Here is an 18,391-nt window from a genome sequence, read left to right on the forward strand (position 1 = left end):
CCTCGTTCCCGGCCCGGTCTCCCGCGCCGTTCACGAGTACTACGGTGCCAGCCGTCCCTGACCGCACGCTGATCCCGCACTGATCCCGCGCCGCCCGGCCCGACCGGTCCCCCCACCACACCCACTGCACCCGCCCCACCCGCCGCACCCGTCCCGCCCGTCCCGCCCGGCGCCCCACCGCCCCGGCAGATCTCGGTCCCGCATCGAAAGGGGCCTCCCCTAGCGCATGACTACGCGCGTAGATATGCTGGTCTGGTGACTATGTCCACTCTTGCAGCCAACGCCCCCGATGCTGCGGGCAGCGGTCTCGCAGACGTCGCCGCGTCCGAGGCATCGCTCCGCCGCTTCCTGCACGGCCTGCCCGGTGTCGACCAGGTCGGCCTGGAAGCCCGCGCCGCCTCCCTCGGCACCCGGTCGATCAAGACCACGGCCAAGGCCCGCGCCATCGATCTGGCCATCTCGATGATCGACCTGACCACGCTCGAGGGCGCGGACACGGTCGGCAAGGTGCGCTCGCTCTGCATCAAGGGCCGCAACCCCGACCCCACCGACCCGAGCACCCCGCAGGTGGCCGCGATCTGCGTCTATCCGGACATGGTCGCGACCGCGAAGGCCACCCTGGCCGGGACCCCGATCCAGGTCGCCTCCGTCGCCACCGCGTTCCCGGCCGGCCGCGCCGCCCTGCCGGTGAAGCTGGCCGACACCGCCGACGCGGTGGCCGCCGGCGCCGACGAGATCGACATGGTGATCGACCGGGGAGCCTTCCTCTCCGGCCGCTACCTCGATGTCTTCAACGAGATCGTCGCCGTCAAGGAGGCGTGCAAGCGCGCCGACGGCAGCTACGCCCACCTCAAGGTGATCTTCGAGACCGGCGAGCTGCAGACGTACGACAACGTGCGCCGCGTCTCCTGGCTGGCGATGCTGGCCGGTGCCGACTTCATCAAGACCTCCACCGGCAAGGTCGCGGTCAACGCGACTCCCCCGGTGACCCTGCTGATGCTGGAGGCGGTCCGCGACTTCCGCGCGGCGACCGGCGTCCAGATCGGCGTGAAGCCGGCCGGCGGCATCAAGACCACCAAGGACGCCATGAAGTACCTCGTCATGGTCAACGAGACCCTCGGCGACGACTGGCTGTCCCCGCACTGGTTCCGTTTCGGCGCCTCCAGCCTGCTCAACGACCTGCTGATGCAGCGTCAGAAGCTCACCACCGGCCGGTACTCCGGTCCCGACTACGTGACGGTGGACTGACCATCATGGCCAAGAACAAGAAGACCGAAGAGCCCCAGGCCCAGGCCCAGGCTGCCGCCGCCCCGAAGGCCGGCCTGTTCGAGTACGCCCCGGCGCCGGAGTCCCCGGCCGCCGCGGGCGACATCGCGACCTCGTACGGCCACTTCATCGGCGGCGAGTTCGTCGACTCCAGCGGCAGCGAGGCGCTGAAGACCGTCAACCCGGCCACCGAGCAGGTGCTCGCCGAGTTCGCGCACGGCACCGACGAGGACGTGGACCGCGCCGTCGCCGCCGCCCGCCGGGCCTTCGCCGACTGGTCGGCGCTGCCGGGCAGCGAGCGCGCCAAGTACCTGTTCCGGATCGCCCGGATCATCCAGGAGCGCTCCCGCGAGCTGGCCGTGCTGGAGTCGATCGACAACGGCAAGCCGATCCGCGAGACCCGCGACGTCGACCTCCCGCTGGTCGCCGCGCACTTCTTCTACTACGCGGGCTGGGCCGACAAGCTGGACTTCGCCGGCTACGGTCCCAACCCGAAGCCGCTGGGCGTCGCCGGCCAGGTCATCCCGTGGAACTTCCCGCTGCTGATGCTGGCGTGGAAGATCGCCCCGGCGCTGGCCACCGGCAACACGGTCGTGCTGAAGCCGGCCGAGACCACCCCGCTGACCGCGCTGCGCTTCGCCGAGATCTGCCGCCAGGCGGGCCTGCCCAAGGGCGTCGTCAACATCGTCACCGGTGACGGCCGCACCGGCGCCGCGCTGACCGCCCACCCGGACGTCAACAAGGTGGCCTTCACCGGCTCCACCCCGGTCGGCCGGGCCATCGCCAAGCAGCTGGCCGGCAGCCGCAAGAAGCTGTCGCTGGAGCTCGGCGGCAAGGCCGCCAACATCGTCTTCGACGACGCGCCGATCGACCAGGCGGTCGAGGGCATCGTCAACGGCATCTTCTTCAACCAGGGCCACGTCTGCTGCGCGGGCTCGCGCCTGCTGGTCCAGGAGTCGATCCAGGACGAGCTGCTGGACGCGCTCAAGCGCCGGATGGACACCCTGCGGGTCGGCGACCCGCTGGACAAGAACACCGACATCGGTGCCATCAACTCGGCCGCCCAGCTGGCCCGGATCACCGAGCTGACCGCCGCCGGCGAGGCCGAGGGCGCCGAGCGCTGGGCCCCGGAGTGCGAGCTGCCGGGCACCGGCTTCTGGTTCCGTCCGACCCTGTTCACCGGCGTCTCCCAGGCCCACCGGATCGCCCGCGAGGAGATCTTCGGCCCGGTCCTGTCGGTGCTGACCTTCCGCACCCCCGCCGAGGCGGTCGAGAAGGCCAACAACACCCCGTACGGCCTGTCGGCCGGCATCTGGACCGAGAAGGGCTCGCGGATCCTGTGGACCGCCTCCCGTCTGCGGGCCGGTGTGGTGTGGGCCAACACCTTCAACAAGTTCGACCCGACCTCGCCGTTCGGCGGCTACAAGGAGTCGGGCTACGGCCGCGAGGGTGGCCGGCACGGTCTGGAGGCCTACCTCGATGTCTGACATCACCCTGCGTCTTGACGTCCTCAAGACCTACAAGCTGTACGTCGGCGGGAAGTTCCCGCGCTCCGAGAGCGGGCGGGTGTACGAGGTGACCGACAGCAAGGGCCAGTGGCTCGGCAACGCCCCGCTGGGCACCCGCAAGGACACCCGGGACGCCGTGCTGGCGGCCCGGGCCGCCGTCAAGGGCTGGTCCGGCACCACCGCGTACAACCGCGGCCAGGTGCTGTACCGGGTCGCCGAGATGCTCCAGGGCCGGCGCGAGCAGTTCGCCGCCGAGGTGGCCGCCGCCGAGGGCATCGCGGTCAAGAAGGCCGCCGCCCTGGTGGAAGCCGCGATCGACCGCTGGGTCTGGTACGCGGGCTGGACCGACAAGATCGCCCAGATCGCGGGCGGGTCCAACCCGGTCGCCGGGCCGTTCTTCAACCTCTCCACCCCGGAGCCCAGCGGCGTGATCGGCGTGGTCGCCCCGCAGACCGGGTACGGGCACTCGCTGCTCGGCCTGGTCGAGGTGATCGCCCCGGCCGTCGCGGCCGGCAACACCGTGGTGGTCGCGGCCGCCGCCGACGCCCCGATGCCCGCGCTCTCGCTCGGCGAGGTGCTGGCCACCTCGGACGTGCCCGGCGGCGTGGTCAACATCATCTCCGGGAAGACGGCGGACATCGCCCCGACCCTCGCCACCCACCAGGACGTCAACGGCCTCGACCTGGCCGGCGCGATCGCCGCCGACGGTCCCGGCGCGGCGGCGGCCCTGGAGGCGGGTGCCGCGGATACTCTGAAGCGAGTGATCCGACCGGCCCTGGACCCGTCCGCGCAGGACTGGACCACCGCGCCCGGCACCGAGCGGCTGCTCTCCTTCCTGGAGACCAAGACGGTCTGGCACCCGATGGGTATCTGACCCTCCGCAGCCCGAGGAACAACTCCACAGACCGGCCGTCCCCAGTGCCCCTACCCCCCCGGGGGCCCGGACGTGCCGATGACGGACCCGCACTTCTCCCCCCTGGTGCGGGTCCGTCCACGTTCCCGGCCGCCCGCGGCGGCGGTCCTGGGGCGCCCGGGGCGGACGGTGTGACGCAGGCCGCTGCCGACGGGTTACGGTCACCGCCCCGGATGCGTCAGACTGGTGTCTCGTGAGTGACTCCCCGCTGAATGGCCTGCCGACGCCCGGCATCCGCGTGATCCTGCTGTCCGGCCCCTCCGGCTCGGGGAAGTCCTCGCTGGCCGAGCGCACCGGTCTGCCGGTCCTCCAGCTCGACGACTTCTACAAGGACGGCGACGACCCCACCCTGCCGCAGTTCCCCGACGGCGGCGGCACCGACTGGGACTCCCCGCTCTCCTGGCACCGCGACCAGGCCCTGGCGGCGATCCGGCAGCTGATCGCCGACGGCCGCGCCGAGGTCCCGGTCTACTCCATCCCCGCCAACGGCCGGGCCGGCAGCCGCTCCCTGGAGCTGGGCGGCGCCCCGGCCTTCATCGCGGAGGGCATCTTCGCCGCCGAACTCGCCGGGCAGTGCGCCGCGGAGGGCCTGCTCGGCGACGCGCTGTGCCTGCGCAACCGGCCGCTGACCACCGCCTGGCGGCGCTTCCGCCGGGACGTCCGGGAAGGCCGCAAGTCCGTCCCCTACCTGCTGCGCCGCGGCTGGCGGCTGATGCGTGCCGAACGCGGCATCGTGGCGCGCCAGGTGGAGCTCGGGGCCGCCGCCTGCGCAGGCCCGGAGGCGGCCCGCCGGGTCCGCTCCGTCGCCGAACGGCAGCCGGTCGCCGCCTGACGGCACCGGAACCAGGACGGAACCAGGACGGGACGGGCCGGCGGCGCGGACGACGGAGGGGCCCGGTGCCTCTCCCCGGCACCGGGCCCCTCCGCGTCGGACCTGCGGCTCCCCCAGAGGTGACCGCTCCCCCGAGTCGGCCACCGCTGTTCCGCGGTCCTGTCCCGTCCCCCGACGGGTGTCTGTGTGGGTGTCGCTCAGGCCACCAGCTCGCCGAAGGCGAGGCAGGTGTCACCGGAGCGGTTGAGCTGGTCGTCGTCGCGCAGCCGGCGCAGGGCGCGCCAGATGCTGCTCTTCACCGTGCCGACGCTGATGCCGAGGATGTCGGCGATCTCCGGGTCGGTGCGGCCCTCGTAGTAGCGCAGCACCAGCATGGTCCGCTGGTTCTCCGGCAGCTTGGCCAGCGCCTGCCACAGCACGGTGCGCAGCTCGGTGCCGCCCATCGCGTCGGTGTCGCCGACCGTCTCCGGCAGCTCCTCGGTCGGGTACTCGTTGACCTTGCGGCGGCGCCAGGCCGAGATGTGCAGGTTGGTCATGGTGCGGCGGAGGTAGCCGCCGAGCGCGGCCTTGTCGGTGATCCGGTCCCAGGCGCGGTAGGTGCTGAAGAGCGCGCTCTGCAGCAGGTCCTCGGCCTCGAAGCGGTCGCCGGTCAGGTGGTACGCGGTGGCGTACAGGGAGGCGCGGCGCTCCTTGACGTACGCGGTGAACTCCGCGGTGCGGTCCCCGGCCTGCTGCTGCTCCGGCGCGGCGGTCTCCGCAGCCGCCGGCGCCAGACGCAGCAGCGTGGTGCCCGGGGTCCTGCGGTCGTCCGGCTCCCCCGAGCCGGCCCCCTCGACCGCGGACCCGTCACCGCCCGGACGGACCGGGAGGATTCCCCGGAGCGTCAAGGTGGTTCCGGAGTCGGCCGCACTCCCCATGCGGCCGATCCCGTGCAGTTCCCCCCTGCCCGTGCCCATCGGGCGTCGGGCTCCGGCACTGTGTGCGCACCCCCGTACGATCACGGCGCCGGATGCCTCGTCGGTCCGCACCTCGTACCGGGTCCTGGTGGGCGCGGCGGATGAGTGCGCGGTGCGAACGGCCCCGGTGGTGCGGGTCTTCAGCGTTGCGGTCATCGTGCGCCCCCATGGTCGGTACGTGCGGGTCCTTGCCGCCGCCGTCCGCCCCGGTCGGTGACCTGGTGCGTTCTTCGGCGACAAGGAAAATCCTGCCAACCGCTCGTCATCGCGGTGTCCGCCGACTGTCACAGGGCTGTCACAGGGACCGGGACTTTCGTCCGTGCCGCTGCCGCACCGGCGGGGACGCTCGAATGCCGCGTTCCGGTTCCGCCGGATACCGACCGGGACCTGGTGGGTGATTCCCCCGCCGGAGTGGGCCAGAATGAGGCCGTGCCTTTCCTGCTTCTGATCGAGGACGACGACGCCATCCGGACCGGCCTCGAACTCGCCCTCACCCGCCAGGGTCACCGTGTGGCCGCCGCTGCCTCGGGCGAGGACGGCCTCAAGCTCTTCAAGGAGCAGCGTCCGGACCTGATCGTGCTGGACGTGATGCTGCCGGGCATCGACGGCTTCGAGGTCTGCCGTCGGATCCGTCGCACCGACCAGCTGCCGATCATCCTGCTGACCGCGCGTTCCGACGACATCGACGTGGTGGTCGGCCTGGAGTCCGGGGCCGACGACTACGTGGTCAAGCCGGTGCAGGCCCGGGTGCTGGACGCCCGGATCCGCGCGGTGCTCCGCCGCGGCGAGCGCGAGAACACCGACTCCGCCAGTTACGGCGGCCTGGTGATCGACCGCTCGGCGATGACGGTCACCAAGGACGGCGAGGACCTCCAGCTCACCCCGACCGAGCTGCGGCTGCTGCTGGAGCTGAGCCGCCGGCCCGGACAGGCGCTCTCCCGCCAGCAGTTGCTGAGGCTGGTGTGGGAGCACGACTACCTGGGAGACTCCCGGCTGGTGGACGCCTGTGTGCAGCGGCTGCGGGCGAAGGTGGAGGACGTGCCGTCCGCCCCCACGCTGATCCGCACCGTGCGCGGGGTCGGCTACCGGCTCGACCCGCCCGCGTAGTTGGCCCCGCCCCGACCTGTCTGTGAGAACCGTTGACTGACGCCCGGCCCCAGCGGCCCCGTCCTGCCGCACGTTTCCGCTCGGGCCCGTGGCGCCGCCTGCGTTCGCTGCGGGTGCGGCTGATCGCGGTGTTCGCCGCGGTCGCGCTGATCACCGCGGTGTCCGCCTCCGGCATCGCGTACTGGCTGAACCGGGACGCGGTGCTCAAGCGTGCCCAGGACACCGCGCTGAACGACTTCCGGGTGTCGGTGACCCGCAACGTCTCCGCCCTCCCGCAGGACGCCGGCTGCCCCGAACTGGCCGCACTGGCGAGCCAGGTGGCCGGTTCCGGGCTCAACTACGACGTGCTGGTGGTCGACGAGGCGCGACCGGACTGCCTGGCCTCCTCGGACCCGGCCCGGTTCACGCTGGCCAAGGTGCCGCAGACGCTGCAGTACACCGTCGGCCGTCCCAGCGAGGGCAACGGCGGCACCCCGGCCGGCTACCACCTGTACTGGCAGCGGGTGAACCTGGAGGCGCCGTACCTGATCGGCGGGACCAAGGTGGTCGACACCCCGCTGACCGCCTACATGTTCAAGTCGCTGGACACCGAGCGGGCCGACCTCAACACCCTGGGCTGGTCGCTGGCGATCGCGACGCTGCTCGCGCTGATCGGCTCGGCGCTGCTCGCGCAGGCCGCGTCGGCGACCGTGCTGCGGCCGGTCAAGCGCCTCGGCGACGCGGCCCGGCGGCTCGGCGAGGGCAAGCTGGACACCCGGCTGGAGGTCGAGGGCGGCGACGAACTCGCCGACCTGGCACGGACGTTCAACCGGACCGCCGAGTCACTGTCCGACCAGGTCGCGGAGTTGAGCGCGCGCGAGGCGCAGAGCCGGCGCTTCGTCGCCGACATGTCGCACGAACTGCGCACCCCGCTCACCGCGATGACCGCCGTGACGGACATCCTGGAGGACGAGGCGGACGCGCTGGACCCGATGATCGAGCCGGCCGTCCGGTTGGTGGTGAGCGAGACCCGGCGGCTGTCCGACCTGGTGGAGAACCTGATGGAGGTGACCCGCTTCGACGCCGGCACCGCCAAGCTGGTCGCCGACGAGGTGGACATCGCCGACCTGGTGATGTCCTGCATCGACGGCCGGGCCTGGTACGACGCGGTCGACGTGGACGCGCCGCGCGGGCTGCGCGCGATGGTGGACCCGCGCCGCCTGGACGTGGTGCTGGCCAACCTGATCGGCAACGCGCTCAAGCACGGCGGCTCCCCGGTGCGGGTCAAGGTCCGCAAGGAGGACGGGCAGATCGTGGTCCGGGTCAGCGACAGCGGTCCCGGCATCCCGCAGGACGTGCTGCCGCACGTCTTCGACCGCTTCTACAAGGCGGACAAGGGCCGGGCGAGGTCGGAGGGGAGCGGGCTCGGGCTGTCGATCGCGATGGCCAACGCGCAGATACACGGGGGGACCATCACCGCGGCCAACGGAGAGTCGGGGGCGGTCTTCACGCTGAGCCTGCCGTTGAACCCACCGGCCCAGGACGACCAGGAGGACGACCTGTGACGGCCCGTAAGACCGTTCCCGCCACCCTGTTGCTGCTGCTCGCGCTGGCCGGCTGCGGGATCCGGCCCACCGCCGTACCGGTGTACGCGGGCGCCCCCGCCAGCCGGACGGCCTGCCCCTCCGTCCCGCAGGTGCCGAGCGCACCGGCCTCGCCGACCCCGTCGGCCACCCCCGTGCCGACCGGCACCAGGACCGCCAGGCCCGCGGTGACCGCCTCGGCCTCCCCGTCCGCGGGCCTGTTCAGCGCGCCGCCGTCGCCGGTTCCCAGCGCGGCCGCGAGCGACTCGCCCTGCCCCTGAGCCTTCCCGGTTCGCCGGTGGCGGATCCCCGATCGCCGGGAACCGTACGCGATGGACCCCGCGTCCTTGGGACCGTGCACCGACATGGCACCACCACCCGCGCCGAGGACTGCGGCGCAACGCCCGAGGACGAGCCCACCGAACCGGCCGCCCGGCCGGGGGTGTCCCGTCCGCTGCGGACGGTGGTGCGGGTACTCCTCGCGCTCCACCTGGCCCTGCTCGGCTGGCTGGCGCTGCGGCCGCTCCCGGTCAGCTGGACCTACCCGGCCAACCTGACCCCGCTCGCCACCGTCCAGCAGGCGGTCTCGCTCGGCGGCTGGGCCGGGACCAGGCAGCTGGCCGGGGGACTGCTTCCGCTCGCGCCGTTCGGGGTGCTGCTGCCGCTGGCCGGCGGACGGCTGCGCGGGCCCTGGCTGCCGTCGTTCCTGCGCACCGTCGGCGGCGCGGCGCTGCTGGCCACCGCCCTGGAGATCATCGAGGGCTGGGCGCCCGGCCACGTCCTCAACGTCGACGACATCCTGCTCGGCACCTTCGGCGCCGCCGTCTGCCACCTCGCCGTGCTGCCCGCGGCACGGTCCCTGTCGCGCCCGCGCGCCGCCGGGCCCGCGGCAGCCGCGGATCCCGCCGCCCAGGCCGGACCGGCCCCGGAGGCCGGGCGTCCGGCCGCCGGGCCCCGCGGGCTGCGCCGGCCGTCGGCCCGGCTGGCCGTTCCGGTGCCGGAACAGCCGCGGGACCGCCGCGCGTACGCGCAGGCGTACGAGCGGACGGTCCCGGGCGCCGGGTTCGGCGGACTCAGCCCTTCAGGTACTTCGCCGCGTCGATGACCTGCGCGGCGGCCGGCGGCGTGACGGTGACCGGCTTGTTGTAGTCACTGAAGGTCATCGTGCCGGCGTCGCCGCCGGTGCTGACCATCTGCAGCAGGTACGGCTCGCCCTTGGCGGCGATGGCGATCTCGGCCCCGTCCGTAGCGTCACCGGCCTTGACCACCACGGCGGTCTCGGAACCGACCTGCTTGGTGCCGCCCTTGGTGGCGCCGGCGGTGTCGTCGGCGCCGTCCTCGGTCTTGCCGATGCTCTTGAGCAGCTGCAGGCCCATGTCGCAGAAGGCCGTGAACTCCTTGAGCTCGGCCGCCTCGACCCCACCGCTGAGGTACTTGCCGGCCAGCGTCTTCGAGCTGCCCGGGGCGACCGACTTCTCCCAGAAGTCGGCGTCCGGCTTGAGCCACACCGAGGCGGAGTTGCGCAGGATCTCCAGGCCGCCCTTGTCGCCGAGCGAGATCTTGCCCGCGCAGTTGCCGGTGCTGTCCTCGGCGACCGAGCCGGTCATCTTCGTGCCTTCGGCGGAGATGTCGAAGTCCAGCTTGACCGAGGTCGCCTTGGAGCTGGCCTCCTGGGCCTTCTTCAGGATGTCCGCGGCGGAGAGGGTGTCCAGGCCGGCGGCGGCGGGCGAGGACGCGGCGGGGGCCGCGTTCTTCTTGTCGTCGCTCTTCTTGTCGTCGGCCGGACCACAGGCGGTCACTCCGGCGAGACCGAGGGAGCACAGCAGGGTGGCGGCAAGCAGCCGTGAATGACGCATGCGGTGTTTTTCCTTGCAGAGAGCCGTGGATGAATTCGCCCGGACGGCCTGACTGCGCGACACCCCCACACGCGGCCCCGCCCCGGCGGCGCCTAACTATGTCATCCGCCACCCACCCTGATCGAAGGGGGGTTCGACCCTGGGCGGACCACGGGAGGAGCGGGCGCCGGCGCCCGCCTCCCACATCCGTTTCGGACCGCCCGCGGCCCGCTTCTCCCGTTTCGCGCCGTCACCGTGGTTTGTTTTCGCCACCGCCGGCAGTTCGCCCGGCGGGTGGGGGAATTCCTCGGATCGAACGTTCGGTCATCTTCGGTGGCTCTGCCCTGCGCCCGTGGCCGGCTTTCCGCCGTTCGGGCGGAGAATTCCCGCGGAACCCGATGCGGCATCAAGCGCCGATGCCGGCGTCCGCATCGGTGTAGTAGGCCGCGATCGAACGCGCATAGGCGGCCGCGAATTCCTCGCTCCTGGCCAGCGCAACGACTGGATCCTCACCGGCCGACACGTCGAGCCGACGCGCCTCCGTCTCCAGGGCACCGAGAACGGCCCCGCCCCGGCCGCCCGCCGGACCGCACTCCTGCGCCATACCGTCATGGGCCTCTGCGAGTTCATCGGCCCGCTCCAGCGCACAGTTCAGCGCATCGGCGTCCTCGGGTGCCCGGAGGACATCGAGCACCCCCGTCGCGAACACCAGATGGTCGAAGATCTCCGCCTGGAACGGCGGCCCCTCGGGGTCACTCGATTCGAGGGCGTCGTCGAGTCCCGCACGGAGCTGCTCGAAATCCGTCCGCCCGGCGCGCCCGCGAACCGCCGCCCGCGCCGTCTCCACCACGCCGGCCAGCACGTCCCGTTCCCGTTCGAACCACGGGGAGAACCTGGGATCACTGTGAATGCCGCAGTAGCGCACTAGCAGCAGCGCCCCGGCCCTCAGCCGGCGGGCCGGATCGAGGTACCCGGTCTGCTCGACCGCCGTCTGATCACCGGTCACGCTGAAAGACCTCTTCCTGAAGGGCCAGGACGTCCGTTCACGTCACCTCGCCCGCCCGGGAGGTGTGCACACCCGGCGGTCGCTCCCCGTGCGTACTCCGGCTCCGCACCGGGGGCGCGGCGGCCCGCGTGCGGCGCCCGGGCGCGAGCCTACGGGGCCTGGCAGGGGCGCCCGGCGCCGGGACCCGCCGGCGGCTGCGGTTCCGGCCGGGGGTAGGGGTCCGCCCCTGAGAATCCCCTGATCCCGGGGCATCCCGACCCGGGCAGAGTCGAGGGGCCGGGATCCGCATCGGGGCTGACGTCCGGCGCCGCCGGGGCGCGGAGGATGGGGACATGCCCACCGGAGAGACCGGCACCGGGCCGTACACCTCGGAGACCGTCATGAGCCGCCGCCTCGCCCGCCCCCGCCACAACCGCGTCATCGCCGGCGTCTGCGCCGGGCTCGCCGAGCGGTTCGGTCTCGCCCCCTGGACCGTCCGGATCATCGCCCTGCTGTCGTGCCTGCTGCCCGGCCCGCAGTTCCTGCTCTACCTGGCGCTGTGGGTGGTGCTCCCCCAGGAGCCGTGACCGCACCCCGCACCCGACCGCACGGCCGAGGGCCGCCTCCCGCTGGTAATCGCCCAGCGGGAGGCGGCCCTCGGCCGTGGTCGGCTGCGGACCGGGATCAGCCCGCCAGGCCGGGCAGGCCGGGAACGGCGCCCGCGCCGCCGCCGAGGCCGCTGACCGTGTTGACCACGCCGCCGACCGGGGTCTTGGACAGGCCCTGGCCACCGGGGACGGACTCCAGGCCGCCCACCCGGTCGGCACCGGCGGAACGCATGCCGTCGGCCATCGGGGCGTCCACGGCCGGCTCGACGGCGGGCAGTTCGGCGGCCGCGGGCTGGGCCGCGGGGGCCTGGGCGGCGGGCGCCGACGCGGCCGGGGCCTGCGCGGCGGGGGCCTGCTTGGCCGCCGGGGCCGGGTTCAGCGGGTTGGCGACACCCAGGGTGCCCACCGCCTCGGTCACCTCGCCGCCGCCGGGCACCTTGGTGACCGCGCCGGTCGCCGCGCCGGCGGCGGCACCCGCCACCTCGGGGTTGGCCAGCGTGGTCGGGAGTCCGAGGCCGCCGGCAGCGGCAGCAGAGGCGGTACCCGCGGCGACGGCGGCGATCGCAACGCCGAGCGCAGCCGTACCCGCGGCCTTGAGAGTGGCCTGCTTCATGTGTTGATCCTCGTCCTCGTCGGGCCGGCGCACATGGCAGGACCCCGAAGGGCGCCAGAACTACGCCGTGTCAGAAGTGACTGACACACCGTAGTGACTGGGTCCTTCGGGGACCAAAGGGGCGTCACTCGTCCGGGTTACGGGTCGAACGGGTGCCGCGGCGGGCCCGGTCGGGCCTCCACCGCGGCGTCCGCGACGGCGTCCGTCAGCCGCGGGCCTGGAACAGCCACTCGGCCTTGAGCTCGGCGTAGCCCGGCTTGATCACGTCGTTGATCATGGCGAGGCGCTCGTCGAAGGGCAGGAACGCCGACTTCATGGCGTTGACCGTGAACCACTCCATGTCGCCCAGCGTGTAGCCGAAGGCCTCGACCAGGTGGCCGAACTCCTGGCTCATGCTGGTGCCGCTCATCAGGCGGTTGTCGGTGTTGACGGTGACCCGGAACTTCAGCCGGCTGAGCAGCCCGATCGGGTGCTCGGCGTACGAGGACGCCGCCGCCGTCTGCAGGTTGGAGGTGGGGCACATCTCCAGCGGGACCCGCTTGTCGCGCACGTACGCGGCCAGCCGGCCGAGCTCGACCCGGCCGTCCTCGTGCACGGTGATGTCGTCGACGATCCGCACGCCGTGGCCGAGGCGGTCGGCACCGCAGCACTGCAGCGCCTCCCAGATCGACGGCAGGCCGAAGGCCTCGCCCGCGTGGATGGTGAAGTGGTTGTTCTCGCCCTTGAGGTAGTCGAAGGCGGCCTGGTGGCGGGTGGGCGGGTGGCCCGCCTCGGCACCGGCGATGTCGAACCCGACCACGCCCTGGTCACGGTGGCGGTTGGCCAGCTCGGCGATCTCCTGCGAGCGGGCGGCGTGCCGCATCGCGGTGATCAGGGTGCCGACCCGGATCCGGTGGCCGGCCGCGCGGGCGTTGGCCTCGCCGAGGCGGAAGCCCTCGTTGACGGCCTCGACGACCTCGTCCAGGGTGAGGCCGGCCTCCAGGTGCTGCTCGGGGGCGTAGCGGACCTCGGCGTACACGACGCCGTCGGCGGCCAGGTCCTCGGCGCAGTCGGCGGCGACCTTGATCAGCGCCTCACGCGTCTGCATCACGGCGCAGGTGTGGGCGAAGGTCTCCAGGTAGCGGACCAGCGAGCCGGAGTCGGCGGCCTCGCGGAACCACACGCCGAGCTTGACCGGGTCGGTGGTCGGCAGGCCCTGGTAGCCGCAGGCGGCGGCGAGCTCGACGATGGTCTCGGGGCGGAGCCCGCCGTCCAGGTGGTCGTGCAGGAGCACCTTGGGGGCGCGGGCGATCTGGTCGGGCGTGGGAATGCGGGGGCCAGTGGTGCCCGCGGCGGCAGGGATGTGGGTCTCCATTGCGAGAGGGTAGCTCCTACGCGCGTAGATTTCCACCTCGGCGCGCCGTACGGCACCCGACCGAACCGCGAACACCACCCCTCCGCCCAGGGCACCGGACGGTTCGCCCACCACCGGCCGCGCGGCGGGCACCGTCGGCGCGCACACCCGCTCCGGCACCTGCCTAGTCGTGGTCCAGCAGCCGCCCCCGGCGGGAGAGCACGAAGTCGCGGAACGCGGCCACCGGCGGGGTCGGCGGGCGGCCCGCCGCCCAGGCCAGGCCGATCGCCCGGCGGGTGCGCGGCGCGGTGACCTCCAGCTCCACCACCCCGGGACGGGGCACCAGGGCGGGCGGCAGCAGGGCCACCCCGAGGCCCGCGGCGACCAGTCCGCGCAGCGTCTCCGCCTCCTCCCCCTCGAAGGCGATCCGCGGGCTGAACCCGGCCTCCGCGCAGAAGCCGTCGGTGATCATGCGCAGCCCGTACCCCTCCTCGACCGCGACGAACGGGTCCTGGGCCACCTCACCGAGCCGGATCCGCCGGCGCCCGGCCAGCCGGTGGTCGGCCGGGACCGCGAGGTACAGCCGCTGTTCGTCCAGCTGACGGGCGACCAGGTCGGGCGAGTCCGGGATCGGCGAGACCAGGCACAGGTCCAGCTCGCCCGCCCGCAGCCGGTCGAGCATCGCCGCCACGTAGTCCTGCGCCAGCTGGAAGCGCACGCCCGGATGCCCGGCCCGGAAGCCGCGCAGCAGCGCGGGTACCGCGTCCGTCCCCATGGTGTGCAGGAAGCCGAAGGCGACCCGGCCCGCCGTCGGGTCGGCCTCGGCGCGGGCCGCCTCCGCGCCGCGTTCCAGCTCCGCCAGCGCCCGCTCCACCGAGCCGAGCAACAGCCGGCCGGCCCTGGTCAGCCGGACCGCCCGGCCCTGCCGGGCGAGCAGGTCCACCCCCAGTTCGGCCTCCAGCCGGGCCACGGCCCGGGAGAGCGTCGGCTGCGGCATGTCCAGCAGCTGCGCGGCCTGGGTGACGTGCTCCAGCCGGGCCACCGCCGCGAACTGCGCCAGCTGCGGGGCGAGTCGGACCACGGCCGCGTCCGGTTCCAGCTCGGCGGGGCGGACCGGCTGCGAGGTGCTCTCATGCGTCATGGCATGAATTCTGGCCGGTTCATGCATTGGACGCATCAAGCAGCACGGTCCTACCGTCGAGACATGCCACCCGCCAGTACCGGGGCGCCCGCAGCGACACTGCCGGGCGCCCTTCCGCAGCCGTCCACCGCCGCCTCCGTGCCCGCCGCCTCCGCCGCCTCCGCACCGGCCTCCGCGCCCGCCTCCGTGCCCGCCTCCGTGACCTCCGCCGGAGCGGACCTCCGGCTGCGTCCCGGCGTCCGGGCCTTCCGCCGGGCCAACCTCGCGCTCTTCGCCGCCGGGATCGCCACCTTCGTCCTGCTGTACGCGACCCAGGGCCTGCTGCCGCTGCTCTCCCAGGACCTCGGCCTGACGCCCGGCCAGGCCAGCTGGACCGCCTCGGCCGCCACCCTGGGCCTCGCGCTCGGCCTGCTCCCGGCCAGCGCGCTGTCCGACCGGTACGGCCGCACCGCCGTGATGACGGCCTCGATGGCCGCCGCCACCGGCTTCGCCCTGCTGCTGCCGCTCGCACCCGACCTCACCACGCTGACCATCCTGCGGGCGGTCCAGGGCGCGGCGCTGGCCGGGCTGCCGGCCACCGCGATGGCGTACCTGGCCGAGGAGGTCCACCCGAGCGCGCTGGCCTCGGCGATGGGCCTGTACGTGGCGGGCAACTCGATCGGCGGCATGGGCGGCCGGCTGGTCTCGGGCTGGGCCGGCGCCGCCTGGGGCTGGCGCTGGGGCCTGGCCGCCTCCGCCCTGGTGGCCGTGCTCGCGGTGGTCGCGTTCCGGCTGCTGATCCCGCCGGCCCGTCAGTTCCGCCGGACCCCGGTCGATGCGCGGGCCGTCGCCCGGACCGTCAGCTCCCACCTGCGGGACCCGCTGCTGCTGCGGCTGTACGCGCTGGGCGCGCTGTTCATGGCGGTCTTCGGCGCGGTCTACAACACCGTCGGGTTCCGGCTGATCGCGGCGCCGTTCCACCTGCCGGAGTCGATCGCCGCCTCGGTCTTCGTGGTCTACCTGGTCGGCACGGTCGCCTCCGCCAACGCGGGCCGCCTCACCGGCCGGCTCGGCCGGCGCGGCACCCTGTACGTCGCGATCGGCACCACCGCCGCCGGTCTGCTGCTCTCGCTGGGCGGCTCGCTGGTCTGCGCCCTGCTCGGGCTGGTCCTGATCACCGCCGGGTTCTTCATCGGCCACGCCACCGCCTCCTCCTCGGTCGGCCGCACCGCCACCCACGGCCGGGCCCAGGCCTCGGCGCTCTACCTGATCGCCTACTACCTGGGCAACAGCCTCGGCGGCACCCTCGGCGCGGACGCCTACCACTCCTCCGGCTGGGCCGGCGCCGCCGCCGTCGGCCTGGTCGCGATGACACTGGCGGCGGGTGTCACCCTGTACGCGACCCGGCAGGCCGTCCGCTCCCGGCGGCCGGGCGCGCTGACCTCGCTCCGGGCCTGACCCCGCTTCGGCCTGAGCACCGCCCCGGGCCCGAGGCCCGCCCGGGCCCGCCGGCCGGCCGGCACCCCGAACCGCGGGGGACCGGCCGGCGCCGGCGTGCGCCCCGTGTGTCACCGGCGGGTCGTGGACGTCCGTCCGGGCCCCGGCAGACACCCGCAACTCGCCGGTGACACACGGGGCGCACGGTGCGTAGGGTGTCGTCCCGGTAGTAGCTCTTCTCGGTCCCCGCCACTGACCTACCGCCCGGTCCACCCTGCCCTCCCACCCGCGCGGGGGCCGCGTCCCGGGCCGTCCGGCCGTCCGGCCCCGACCGAGAGACGTGACCCGCGTGCATCCCGAGACCCCCGCCCAGCAGCGCCGCCGAACCCCGCGCAACCGTCGCGGCCGTCGCACCCGCCGCGGCCCGGTGATCGCCGGCGTACTGGCCCTGTGCACCGCCGCCGCGCTGACAGCGGTCGCCCTCCGGCCCGACCACTCGGCCGCGGTCGCCTCGTCCTCCTCGACCACCGGCCCCACCGCACCGGCCGGCCCTCCCCCGACGAGCGCCGCCGCCGCGGGCCCGGCCGAATCCCCGGCCGCCCCGGCCCCGAGCACCCCGCCCGCCTCCGCGCCCACCTCCCCGGCGGCCTCACCCCCGCCCGCGGGCGGCGCCGCCGACCTGGGCGGCTGCCCGGTCGCGCCCGCCGACTCGATCTGGCGCACCCGGGTCGACACCCTCCCGGCCTCGCCGCGCACCGCCGCGTACGTGACGGCGATCGGCGCGGACAAGCACCTCAAGGCCGACTTCGGCTCCGGCACCTGGGAGGGCGCGCCGTTCGGCATCCCGGTCACCTCGGTAACGGCCGGCACCGCGACCGCCAAGGTCACCTTCGAGTACGCCGACGAGAGCGACCCGGGCCCGTACCCGATCCCGGCCGGAGCGCTGGTGGAAGGCGGTCCGAACGCCGACGGCGACCGCCACGTCATCGCCCTGGACAAGGCCGCGTGCAAGGTATACGAGCTGTACGACGCCCACCCGCAGGGCGGCGGCGGCTGGAAGGCCGGCTCCGGGGCCGTCTTCGACCTGCGCTCGAACGCGCTGCGCCCGGCCGGCCGGACCTCCGCCGACGCGGCCGGGCTGCCGATCCTGCCGGGACTGGCCCGCTACGACGAGGCGGCCACCGGCGTGATCGACCACGCGCTGCGGATCACCGTCCCCCGCAGCCAGGCCGCCTACCTCTGGCCGGCCCGCCACCAGGCGTCCAGCAGCACCGACACCGGTCTGCCGCCGATGGGCCTGCGCCTGCGGCTCAAGGCCGGCGTGGACATCTCCAAGCTCCCGCCGCAGGCCAAGGCGGTCGCCCAGGCCCTGAAGACGTACGGGGCGATCGTCGCCGACAACGGCTCCGCCTGGTACGTCAGCGGCACCCAGGATGACCGCTGGGACAACACCGCACTGGCCCGCCTCGGCGCCTTCAGCGGCAAGGACTTCGAGGCGGTGGACGTCTCCGGCCTCCAGCTCTCCCCCACCTCCGGCGCGGCCCGCCACCCCTGAACCCGGGACGGCACCTCCCGGCCCGGCTACGCTCCTGGCATGAGCACCGATCCGGCTGTCTATGCCCGGTTGCGCGAGATCGCTGATCAGCTGCCGCAGGTCCCGGGGATCAGCAAGATAGAGATCGCCAACGGCGAGATCGTCATGATGATGTCACCCGTGAAGCAGCACGAACTCGCGGTCATCCGGATCGCCCGGCAGCTCAACGAGCAGCTCCCCCGGACCCATCCGGGTCACCTCGCCCACGGCGGCGCGGACCTGGAGGACGCCGGGCTCGGGCGGCTGCGGAACCCGGACCTGATGGTCTTCCCGGAGGCCGCGATGGAGGAGGCAGGCCGGGCCCTGCAACCCCACCAGGTCGTCCTGGTGATGGAGGTGGTCTCCCGGTCGAACCCGGAGAACGACTACGAGGACAAGGTCCGCGACTACGCCGCCATGGGCATCCCCCTCTACCTGCTGGTCGACCCCCGGGACGGCACCGGCATCGTGCACTCCCGGCCCGGCTACACCTCGCGCGAGAAGTTCACGTTCGGCGACACCGTGCCGGTCGGCCCGTGGACGATCGACACCACCGGCCTGCGCACGTACGGCTGACCCCGCTCGGGGCCCGCGGGAACCGGGCCGCCAGGCCGCCGACGAGTGGAACCGGACCTCGGCGGCGGCCCCCGGGACCACGTGGCTGTCGAGCTCCGACTCCGGTGCCCCCGCCGGCCGTTCGAGCAGCGGCAGCGTGGGCACCGTCCCCGGTTGGCCCCCCCGCA

General features: G+C 73.8%; 18 protein-coding genes. 12 read left to right on the plus strand and 6 right to left on the minus strand.

Features of this window, described 5'->3' with window-relative positions; genetic code table 11:
- Positions 1 to 261 precede the first annotated feature (261 nt).
- The 4 genes from deoC to AB0D08_RS04305 all read left to right on the plus strand — a co-directional run bounded on the left by deoC (position 262) and on the right by AB0D08_RS04305 (position 4,519).
- On the plus strand, positions 262 to 1,248 hold the full coding sequence (gene deoC / locus AB0D08_RS04290; protein WP_082526178.1) for a deoxyribose-phosphate aldolase: 987 nt from the start codon (positions 262 to 264) through the stop codon (positions 1,246 to 1,248).
- Between the two features lie 5 nt (positions 1,249 to 1,253).
- Entirely contained in the window at positions 1,254 to 2,753 is a 1,500-nt protein-coding gene (locus AB0D08_RS04295; protein WP_359886165.1) for an aldehyde dehydrogenase family protein, read from the plus strand.
- Positions 2,746 to 3,648, plus strand: coding sequence for an aldehyde dehydrogenase family protein (locus AB0D08_RS04300; protein ID WP_359886166.1), 903 nt, complete (start codon positions 2,746 to 2,748; stop codon positions 3,646 to 3,648). Before AB0D08_RS04295 ends, AB0D08_RS04300 begins: the two co-directional genes overlap by 8 nt.
- A gap of 232 nt (positions 3,649 to 3,880) precedes the next feature.
- Positions 3,881 to 4,519 (plus strand): ATP-binding protein, encoded by a 639-nt coding sequence (locus tag AB0D08_RS04305; RefSeq protein WP_199520243.1) that lies wholly within the window; start codon positions 3,881 to 3,883, stop codon positions 4,517 to 4,519.
- A 197-nt stretch (positions 4,520 to 4,716) separates the two neighbouring features.
- On the opposite strand, the gene AB0D08_RS04310 is transcribed toward AB0D08_RS04305, so the two are convergent.
- Complete coding sequence (locus AB0D08_RS04310; RefSeq protein ID WP_033817956.1) at positions 4,717 to 5,631, minus strand: SigE family RNA polymerase sigma factor; 915 nt, start codon at positions 5,629 to 5,631, stop codon at positions 4,717 to 4,719.
- Between the two features lie 273 nt (positions 5,632 to 5,904).
- On the opposite strand from AB0D08_RS04310, the gene afsQ1 reads away from it, so the two are divergent.
- From afsQ1 to AB0D08_RS04330, 4 genes are all read left to right on the plus strand, one after another.
- Positions 5,905 to 6,582: a two-component system response regulator AfsQ1 gene (afsQ1, locus tag AB0D08_RS04315; protein WP_033817957.1), complete on the plus strand. Its 678-nt coding sequence runs from the start codon at positions 5,905 to 5,907 to the stop codon at positions 6,580 to 6,582.
- A gap of 98 nt (positions 6,583 to 6,680) precedes the next feature.
- Entirely contained in the window at positions 6,681 to 8,126 is a 1,446-nt protein-coding gene (locus tag AB0D08_RS04320) for a HAMP domain-containing sensor histidine kinase (protein ID WP_359886196.1), read from the plus strand.
- A complete protein-coding gene (locus tag AB0D08_RS04325; protein WP_033817959.1) occupies positions 8,123 to 8,425 on the plus strand; it encodes a hypothetical protein in 303 nt (100 codons plus the stop codon). Before AB0D08_RS04320 ends, AB0D08_RS04325 begins: the two co-directional genes overlap by 4 nt.
- 74 nt (positions 8,426 to 8,499) lie before the next feature.
- Entirely contained in the window at positions 8,500 to 9,249 is a 750-nt protein-coding gene (locus AB0D08_RS04330) for a VanZ family protein (protein ID WP_359886167.1), read from the plus strand.
- Here AB0D08_RS04330 and AB0D08_RS04335 read toward each other — a convergent pair.
- Both AB0D08_RS04335 and AB0D08_RS04340 read right to left on the minus strand, forming a co-directional pair.
- Positions 9,218 to 10,000 carry a hypothetical protein gene (locus tag AB0D08_RS04335; RefSeq protein ID WP_359886168.1) on the minus strand — a complete coding sequence of 261 codons (783 nt, stop codon included), beginning with the start codon at positions 9,998 to 10,000 and terminating at the stop codon, positions 9,218 to 9,220. The genes AB0D08_RS04330 and AB0D08_RS04335 overlap by 32 nt on opposite strands.
- Before the next feature lie 385 nt (positions 10,001 to 10,385).
- Positions 10,386 to 10,985: a hypothetical protein gene (locus AB0D08_RS04340; RefSeq protein WP_359886169.1), complete on the minus strand. Its 600-nt coding sequence runs from the start codon at positions 10,983 to 10,985 to the stop codon at positions 10,386 to 10,388.
- Between the two features lie 380 nt (positions 10,986 to 11,365).
- Here AB0D08_RS04340 and AB0D08_RS04345 point away from each other — a divergent pair, with 380 nt between their 5' ends.
- Entirely contained in the window at positions 11,366 to 11,551 is a 186-nt protein-coding gene (locus AB0D08_RS04345; protein WP_082526182.1) for a PspC domain-containing protein, read from the plus strand.
- A 97-nt stretch (positions 11,552 to 11,648) separates the two neighbouring features.
- Here AB0D08_RS04345 and AB0D08_RS04350 read toward each other — a convergent pair whose 3' ends face one another.
- The 3 genes from AB0D08_RS04350 to AB0D08_RS04360 all read right to left on the minus strand — a co-directional run bounded on the left by AB0D08_RS04350 (position 11,649) and on the right by AB0D08_RS04360 (position 14,659).
- Complete coding sequence (locus AB0D08_RS04350) at positions 11,649 to 12,185, minus strand: hypothetical protein (RefSeq protein WP_359886170.1); 537 nt, start codon at positions 12,183 to 12,185, stop codon at positions 11,649 to 11,651.
- Positions 12,186 to 12,390: 205 nt separating this feature from the next.
- Positions 12,391 to 13,539, minus strand: coding sequence for an adenosine deaminase (locus AB0D08_RS04355; RefSeq protein ID WP_051811613.1), 1,149 nt, complete (start codon positions 13,537 to 13,539; stop codon positions 12,391 to 12,393).
- 163 nt (positions 13,540 to 13,702) lie between these two features.
- Entirely contained in the window at positions 13,703 to 14,659 is a 957-nt protein-coding gene (locus AB0D08_RS04360; RefSeq protein WP_033817963.1) for a LysR family transcriptional regulator, read from the minus strand.
- A 63-nt stretch (positions 14,660 to 14,722) separates the two neighbouring features.
- On the opposite strand from AB0D08_RS04360, the gene AB0D08_RS04365 reads away from it, so the two are divergent.
- The 3 genes from AB0D08_RS04365 (at position 14,723) to AB0D08_RS04375 (ending at position 18,224) form a co-directional block, all read left to right on the plus strand.
- On the plus strand, positions 14,723 to 16,096 hold the full coding sequence (locus tag AB0D08_RS04365) for an MFS transporter (RefSeq protein WP_359886171.1): 1,374 nt from the start codon (positions 14,723 to 14,725) through the stop codon (positions 16,094 to 16,096).
- Positions 16,097 to 16,424: 328 nt separating this feature from the next.
- Complete coding sequence (locus AB0D08_RS04370) at positions 16,425 to 17,630, plus strand: hypothetical protein (RefSeq protein ID WP_359886172.1); 1,206 nt, start codon at positions 16,425 to 16,427, stop codon at positions 17,628 to 17,630.
- 39 nt (positions 17,631 to 17,669) lie between these two features.
- Positions 17,670 to 18,224 (plus strand): Uma2 family endonuclease, encoded by a 555-nt coding sequence (locus AB0D08_RS04375; protein ID WP_033818508.1) that lies wholly within the window; start codon positions 17,670 to 17,672, stop codon positions 18,222 to 18,224.
- Positions 18,225 to 18,391: the final 167 nt, after the last annotated feature.

Origin of the sequence: Kitasatospora sp. NPDC048540, assembly GCF_040651175.1 — a bacterium.
Classification (GTDB): Bacteria; Actinomycetota; Actinomycetes; order Streptomycetales; family Streptomycetaceae; genus Kitasatospora.